This window comes from Megasphaera sp. UBA4233 (genome assembly GCF_002395615.1).
GTDB lineage: Bacteria > Bacillota > Negativicutes > Veillonellales > Megasphaeraceae > Megasphaera > Megasphaera hexanoica.
Genome location: NZ_DGXL01000034.1, coordinates 1 through 7,780, shown reverse-complemented (window position 1 = coordinate 7,780; position 7,780 = coordinate 1). Strand labels below are relative to the sequence as shown.

General features: G+C 50.0%; 6 protein-coding genes. 4 read left to right on the top strand and 2 right to left on the bottom strand.

The genetic code is table 11. The features are described 5' to 3' along the window. Nucleotides 1-66: 66 nt before the first annotated feature. Nucleotides 67-1,596, bottom strand: a complete 1,530-nt coding sequence (locus B2U90_RS11790) for a Ppx/GppA phosphatase family protein (RefSeq protein WP_292017869.1) — start codon at nt 1,594-1,596, stop codon at nt 67-69. Between the two features lie 211 nt (nt 1,597-1,807). On the opposite strand from B2U90_RS11790, the gene B2U90_RS11785 reads away from it, so the two are divergent. The 3 genes from B2U90_RS11785 (at nt 1,808) to B2U90_RS11775 (ending at nt 6,558) form a co-directional block, all read left to right on the top strand. After that, the gene (locus B2U90_RS11785) at nt 1,808-3,361 is read left to right on the top strand and encodes an HD domain-containing protein (RefSeq protein ID WP_292017868.1); all 1,554 of its coding nucleotides are present in this window, start codon (nt 1,808-1,810) and stop codon (nt 3,359-3,361) included. 3 nt (nt 3,362-3,364) lie between these two features. Next, complete coding sequence (gene ppk1 / locus B2U90_RS11780; RefSeq protein ID WP_292017867.1) at nt 3,365-5,485, top strand: polyphosphate kinase 1; 2,121 nt, start codon at nt 3,365-3,367, stop codon at nt 5,483-5,485. 95 nt (nt 5,486-5,580) lie between these two features. Then, a complete protein-coding gene (locus B2U90_RS11775) occupies nt 5,581-6,558 on the top strand; it encodes a ubiquitin-like domain-containing protein (protein ID WP_113855805.1) in 978 nt (325 codons plus the stop codon). A gap of 106 nt (nt 6,559-6,664) precedes the next feature. Here B2U90_RS11775 and mobA read toward each other — a convergent pair whose 3' ends face one another. Next, on the bottom strand, nt 6,665-7,342 hold the full coding sequence (mobA, locus tag B2U90_RS11770; RefSeq protein WP_170087160.1) for a molybdenum cofactor guanylyltransferase: 678 nt from the start codon (nt 7,340-7,342) through the stop codon (nt 6,665-6,667). A gap of 306 nt (nt 7,343-7,648) precedes the next feature. Here mobA and B2U90_RS11765 point away from each other — a divergent pair. Then, nucleotides 7,649-7,780, top strand: a 132-nt coding sequence (locus tag B2U90_RS11765; protein ID WP_292017870.1) for a 30S ribosomal protein S2, incomplete at its 3' end; no start/stop codon positions are given.

The following is a 7,780-nucleotide window of genomic DNA, read 5'->3' as shown; positions in this document are numbered from 1 at the left end:
TCTATAGACGGGGGTACGTTCACTTTTTGACAAACGTCAAACGAACTATGAAAGGAGCTTTGCCTTTTATTTCCATACCAGCAGCAGAGATGCTCCGAATTCTTTCTTGAATTGACTGAGAAGCTGCTTCATTTCATAATCGGCCGCATTGTAGGTAGCTCCCGGTGTGACCGTCAGGATGAGGACGATGACGTTTTCTGCATGAGCTACTTCGATATTATCCACGAGCTGTTCGTAGGTCAGGTCCGACGCTTCAGCCAGGGCCAGCAGGGTAGAGAGGCGACGGATCATCGTCCATTCTTCTTCCGATGGCATATGGGCATACCGATAGGACCGCATGATTTTACGACTGATACCATGATGGAATCCGGCGATGAACGAGGCGTCGATTTGTTCCATCTGAGTCAGGCCGTAAATCGGTGCATGGCCGATGATGAAAGCCGAATGACGGGCATGATCGTAATAGTTGATGATTTTTCCCACATCGTGCAGGCGGGCTGCCGTGACCAAAAGCCGCCGTTCCTTGGGACCGTAGCCGTGCAGGGGCTGCAGCTGGTCGAAGAGCATTGTCGCTACCCGTTCTACCTGCCGGATATGCTGGTAGTTCGTGTTGGGCAGGGCCTTGAGGAAATTAGAAATGCTTTGTTCCAGGATATCGTCGAAGCGTGGTTTTTCCATATTGGCATAAGCGGCGTAGTATTCGAAGAACAGGCCTTCACGCAGGCCGCAGCCGCTGACGATGAGTTCCTGACTGCGCGTGAGAGAAAATAAGGTATCGATGACCAGGGCCCCGGCGATGATTAAATCAGAACGATCGGAAGAAAGACCGGGTATCTTTTTCCGATTTACTGCCGTACGGGTCGTAATTTCGATGAATAAATTTTCGAAGTTGTCATACGATAGAATATAATTATGGATTTTGGATAAATCATAGCCTGTGATGCGCTGGTCCATCTTGGCAAAATTACGAGCCGTCCCGCCTATACCGATGAGAGGCAGGCCTGCATCAGCGATAAAGGAGACTTCTTCCAACTGTTTGCCGACGTATTTCTGACAGGCTTCCAGGGCATCCGGGTCGGGGTCACCGGAGGTATTGAATTTTTCCGTCAGCGTTACGGCTCCAATGGGCACGGATACGGATTTTTTAATTTCTCCATTGCGGACGAGAGTTAATTCAACACTGGCGCCGCCCAGGTCGAAGAGAACAAAATCACGGACGTTGATCGTATTGATGACACCCAGATAACCCAGGTAGGCTTCCCGTTCACCGGTGATGACATTCATGGTAATGCCTGTTTCTTTATTGATCCGCTTTAGAAAATCATCGCCGTTGGAAGCATTGCGGACAGCCGCTGTGGCTACGGCAATACAATGTTCGATATGACCGACATCCATCATGTGTTTGTAGACTTTAAGACAGGTCATGGCTCGTTCCATGCCTTTTTCACTCAGCATCTGCGTTTCGCTCAGACCGTGGCCGAGACGGATGGCTTCTTTTTCCTGATACATAAACGAATACGCACCATTATCTGCTATCTGCAGGGCTACGAATCGGATGGAGTTCGATCCCAGATCAATGATGGCTATTTTTTCCATAACATACCTCTCTTTATATTCAATCAGACTGACGAAGGGCAATACCAACTTGTCGCTAAATACATATTATATCAGAAAAAAAGAAGGGCCGGAAATTTTTTATAGTAAAATAGGGAAATCTTTTACAAAGATTATACAGAAAATAGGTAAATGACCTCTTGAAATCATGTATAATATAGATATTAAAACTAAATACGAGTGAGGGTTGACTATGGAGAACAGGGTAAGGCAGTATGCCGGTATCATTCATATCGGTACTGTAAATATGGCAATGAAAATCATATCGTACACGGCGATGGATGATATGACAATCATAGAAAATGTATCCCAGGAAGTGGAATACGGTGAAGAAGTATTTAAGACACATCACGTCAGTTTCCGTTCCTTAAATGAAATCTGCCGCATTCTGAACGGCTTCAAACAATTGCTGCGTGACTATGATGTACAGGACGTACGGGTCATTACGACGACAGCCATACGGGAAGCCGACAATATGCTGAATGCGCTCGACCAGATTAAAGTACGCACGGGCTTTAAAGTCGAAGTCGTTCACATGACCAAAGAAATTTACTACAAGTTTTTTGGCCTCTATTATCATGTCCTGAAAGGGACCTTTAATTTTGCTGGTCATGCTGTGCTGCTGGTAGACATTACCTCTGGCGGTATGGGCCTGACCTGCTGGCAGGATGACCATCTTCTGTTCCAGCAGAATGTCTATCTTGGTTCACTGCGGATTATGGAAAACTTTACACAGCGTCAGCGCGAAGACATTTCGTTTCCGACAGCAGCGCGGGAATTCATTCATGGCAGTCTGGCACCGCTCTGGGCTAATGTGCGCGAACATGACATCCGCTATATCGTCCTTTCCGGCAAAAGCGCCGTCCTCCTGGGCAAGCTGATGCACATCGAGCCACAGAATGGGGCCACGCTGATCCGGCCGCAGATGTTCCGCGATTTTGTCGAATCCTTCCACGGCCTGACGCCGCTTAAGCTCATGCAGCGCTTCAAATTATCCGAAGGCCTGGCCAATGTGCTCATGCCGACGTTTATGCTGTACTATGAACTGTTCCGGACTATTGAAATCGACATGATCGTATTGATGAGTACGACCTTTACGGAAGGCTATTCCCTGTATTACGTAGCCGAACAGACAGCAGATCCCTATGTGAATCACCAGCGGGGACTGCTGCTTGACCTGGCCCGGACCATCGCCGGCCGCTACCTGTATAATCCGGATCATTCGGCTCGCGTCGAATCGTATGCTGCAAAAATTTTCCAGGCTCTGTATCAACGCTGTGGCCTTGCTTATCATACGGGCTATCTGCTGCGGCTGGCTGCTATTTTGCACGAAACCGGTAAATTCATCAACATGCGCAAGCATCGTGTCTGTTCGTACGAATTGATCCGGCAGACTGATTTATTCAGTATTACAGACGAAGAAAAAGAAATCGTCGCCAGCGTCGCTTCCTATATTGACCCGTACATGCCTTCAGAACATGCGGACTGGGTTGACCGGAATCCAACGCCGGGACTGGAAGTATTGATTTCTAAACTGCAGGCTATCTTTTCCCTGGCAGATGCTATCGATAAGAGTCATACGGGAAAAATCAAGCAGATTCGCGCCGTTTTAGGCGACAAGGAACTCAAATTGTATTATCAGTCGGAACTGGATATTTCTCTCGAACGGTGGTCGTTTATTCAGGCCAGCCGGAATTTTGAAGAAATATTCGGTATTACTCCCCGATTGCTGAAAGGGCAGGTGTGATGAGTGGACTTTTTAAACCCCCAGAACTATCTGAACCGGGAATGCACGTGGATCAAATTCAATGAACGGGTGCTGCGCGAATCGGCAGTGCCGTCGAACCCGCTCCTGGAACAGCTCAATTTTGTGGCCATCAGCGCATCGAATCTCGATGAATTTTTCATGATTCGCGTGGCCGGCGTCAAGCATCTCATCGAAAGTGGAGTCAATCATCACGATATTGCTGGCATGACGCCGCAGGAACAGTTTTCAGCTATCGAACAGATGGTACACGAACAGGTACGGCAGCAGTATGCCTATCTGAATGACCTGCGCGACCGCTTGCGTGGCGAAGGCCTGTATTTCATCAAGCCGTCTGAATTGAATGAAAAACAGCAGTTATGGCTGGAAAATTTCTTTGAACGGGAAATCTACCCGGTCGTCACGCCGATGGCCGTCGATTCGAGCCACCCGTTCCCCTTCCTTTCCAGTCTGAGCCTCAACCTGGCTGTCCTCCTGCGCCGCCGCGAAGGGGATAGCAGCGTCAAGACAGCTATCCTGCCCGTACCGTCGTCAGTCATCAATCGGATTATCAAAGTGCCGGGCGAAACGGGACCACAGCAGTTCCTCTTCCTGGAAGACGTGCTCAGTACCTTTGCTGAACGTTTCTTCCTGGGCTGTGAAATCCTGGAAGCTACACCATTCCGCGTGACCCGCGATGCTGACCTGGATATCGATGATGATGCGGAAGATCTCCTGGCAGAAGTCGTCAAATCGCTGAAAAAGCGGAAAAAAGGTGCTGCCGTCCGTCTGGAACTGGCTGATTCGGCAAGCCGCATGGTGAAGACCCTGCTCATGACCGAACTGTCTCTGGAAGACCGTGACGTCTACATGATCCCCGGACCGTTGGACTGCAAGGTGTTTTTCTCCTTCACGGGTATCGAAGGCTACGACTATCTGCGCTATGCACCGGCTTTCCCGCAGCCGGCGTACGAATTAGAAAACCTCCATGCTCCGGATATGTGGACCGCTATTTCGCAGCGCGATATCATGGTCCATCACCCGTATGAAACCTTTGAAACTATCGAAAACTTCGTCCGCCTGGCTGCGACCGATCCCAGTGTCCTGGCCATCAAGCAGACCTTATACCGGGTCAGCAGCAAGTCGCCGATTATTGCGGCTCTGGCTCAGGCTGCGGAAAACGGCAAACAGGTCACGGTCCTCATGGAAGTCAAGGCCCGGTTTGATGAAGAAAATAATATCCACATGGCGGCGAAGCTGGAAAAAGCCGGCTGTCACGTCATTTACGGCATCATGGGCCTCAAGACCCATTCCAAGATTACCCTCGTCGTGCGCCGCGAAGAAGACGGCATCAAACGCTATGTCCATCTGGCGACGGGGAACTACAACGGCAAGACGGCCCGAATCTATACGGATGTCGGCATTCTGACTTCCGACCCGCTGATCGGCGTCGATGCTTCGGCCTTCTTCAACCTCCTGTCCGGTTATTCCGATCCTCCATATTGGAACAAACTGGCCGTAGCTCCGCTCAATCTGCGTCAGCGGATTTATGAAGAAATCGATCAGGAAACGGCCTGGGCCCGGCAAGGGAAGAAAGCTTTGATCATCGCCAAGATGAACTCGCTCCTTGATAAGAAAGTCATCGCCCGCCTCTATGAAGCGTCGCAGGCTGGCGTCAAAATCAAGCTCATCGTCCGTGGTATCTGCGTGCTCCGTCCGGAAGTACCCGGCCTCAGTGATAATATCGAAGTCCACAGCATCGTAGGCCGCTATCTGGAACACAGCCGCCTCTTTTATTTCTATAATAATGGCCGGGAAGATGTATTCATTTCCTCCGCCGACTGGATGCCCCGCAATCTGAACGAACGGGTCGAACTCATGATTCCCGTCGAATATCAGCCCCATAAAGAACGGATCAAGGGAATCCTGAACCTGTATTTCCATGATAACGTCAAAGCCTATGCCATGAACGGCGACGGGACATACCGCTATCTGGCTGATACGCGTAAAGGAGAACCCGTTCATGCCCAGGCGATGCTGCAGAAAGAAGCGGAAGACCATACGCGGCAGCTGCAGAAAAAAGATATCAAGACCAGGGTGCTCCGGCGGACTTCTGGGGATAAATGACACATTTTAGTTACAAATCCGGCCTTATTTTGACATATCCCCCCACTTTCTGATAAAATCAAGAGAATAGTGTATTTGAAATAAGGAGGATATGGATGAGAAAACGTATTTCCCAGCGCATTACGCGCATGTATGTGACTCTGATTGCTTTGCTGGTACTGGTATCTCTGACGGGATTCGTGGACCGGGGCAGGGCAGTGACCATAGAAGCAGATGGCCGGACGCATACCGTCTATACCCATGCGATCAATGCGGAAGCACTCCTGCGGGAAAACAATATTTCCCTCGGTCATCATGACGAAGTAGAGCTTTCGACCGATACGCTGAAAGAAGGGACGACGGCGACTGTGCGCCGGGCAGTACCGGTGACGATAGAATATAAGAATCAGAAAAAGACCATCCGCACTGCGAAAAAGACGGTGCAGGAAGCAGTCGAACAGGCCGGGTACGATAGTGAGAACTACCGGGCATATGGAGATGTATCGGCTCCTGTCAAAGAAAACATGACCATCAGGGTGGGCGTATTGTCCCGCAAGGAAATCACGGAAGACGAAGTCGTTCCCTATGCGATAGAAAGTATCCCGGACGAAACGCTGGGACAGGGCGAAGAACAGGTCCTGCAGCAGGGGGTCAATGGCCGCAAGACAGTCAAGAATTATCTGGTCAGCCTCGATGGTCAGGTCGTCGGCAAAGAGCACATTTCTACGACACTGGTGGCAGAGATGCAGCCGCTCATCCGCCATGTAGGCACGAAGGAAACGGTAGAAATCAATACGGGCACCATATCCAAGTACAAAGCTGTCTATACGATGGTTGCCACGGCCTATCTGCCGACTGATGGCAACGGCGAAGGCATCACCAAGATGGGGACGCGTGCCCGCTACGGTGAGATTGCCGTCGATCCCAACGTCATCCCCTTAGGCACGACAGTCTACATCCCCGGCTACGGTATTGCCCGGGCGGAAGATACGGGCAGTGATATCCTGGGGAACCGGGTGGACCTGTGCATGCTCGATTATAACCAGTGCATGCAGTTCGGACGCCGGACTGTGCTGGTTTACATATTGGAATAACGCTGTTCCCGCACCGGCGGGACAAAAAACAGGCGCTGCAAGATCGTAACAAGAGATCTTGCAGCGCCTGTCTGCATCCGCTTATAGGGCGCGTATATTTTTATGATCAGTCTTTTTTGAGAGCTATGGGATCTGTTTCCAGAAGGGGCTGGAATGCTTCCGGTTCCGTTTCCTTGATTGATTCGTACTGTTCTTCGGCCATCTTGAGGTCCATCGGTGTGTGGACATCGAAGAATATGGCATCTTCCTGCTTATCTTTGCGGACCGGGATCTGTACCAGGTCGATCTGGGGGAAGAACGAGTGGAGAAGGTGATTGCCTTCGGCGATTTTCTTCCGCATGAGAGGCATGAGCCGGCGGTTATACACGGCATGGAGACAGATGTCGGTTCCATCCTGGACGGGAACGACGGCATCGGCCGCCTGGATGTGGAAGGACATCTTTTCAATCATGGGAACGGAAACGAAAGGCATGTTGACGCCGATGACGAAGATATTTTCCGCATCGGTATACTGGAAGGCCGTTGCTACAGCCCCCAGTGTCTGGGCGCCTTTATACACGTCTTCTACGATGAGGGCATCTTTCAGACAGTCGATGTCCTTGAAAATAGCCTTGTCGTTGGTTACGACCATAGGAGATTTGTCAAAGACGAAATCGAGCAGGGTGTAAATCGTTTCAATCAGTGTCGTCCCTTCAAACGAAGCCAGGGCCTTGTTGTATCCCATACGGGAATCATCGCCGCCAGCTAAGATGACAGGTTGCAGGGTTTCCATTTGTTCAAACATGAGCCGTACCTCCTTAAAATAGTCCTTTCTGTGGCCTTACTATTATGTCTTCACGGCAAGGGTACTGCTCCGTCCGGGACATCTGCACCCAGAAGACAATATAACATTATTCTACCATATTGTCATATATTTATCCATAAAAACTTGAAAGACGAAGTCGCAAAAAAAGCTTGTGGCCCTATACGTCTTGTGATATAATATGAAAGGTTCAAAATACACACGCACCGTCGAGCTTGTAACTGTGCCGTTTGCGCGGTTTTCACAAGTGATGACCGGGCGGAGGAAAAAACAGGAGGAATCACAATTATGGCAGTAGTATCAATGAAACAATTATTAGAAGCAGGCGTACATTTCGGTCATCAGACCCGCCGTTGGAACCCTAAGATGGCACGGTTCATCTTCACGGAACGCAATGGCATCTACATCATCGACCTGCAG